We start from the raw sequence: 277 nt of genomic DNA on the forward strand, positions 1-277 counted from the left end.
GACGCCGCGCAAGGTGAGTACATTGCTTTTCTCGATGCGGATGACGGCTTTCAGCCAGACTTTCTTGCGGGCATCGCCCGATTGATCGAGCGCTTTCCGAGAGCAGGCATGTACTGCACCGGCTACACCCGGGTCTGGGAAAACGGACACCACGAGGAATCCACGCTGCCCGACGTAGAAAACGGTGCGATGGTCGTTGTCGATGATTTTTATGCTAACTGGTGCAACGGATGCTTCACCTTTACTTCGGCAATCGTTATCAGACGCAGCGTTTTTG

General features: G+C 54.5%; 1 protein-coding gene. It reads left to right on the forward strand.

What is annotated here, in order from left to right:
• Nucleotides 1-277 (forward strand): glycosyltransferase (locus VJI93_RS08780; RefSeq protein WP_324009317.1); only part of this gene is annotated, 277 nt, incomplete at both ends.

The organism is Parvimonas sp. M20 (assembly GCF_035282425.1).
Lineage (GTDB): Bacteria > Bacillota > Clostridia > Tissierellales > Peptoniphilaceae > Parvimonas.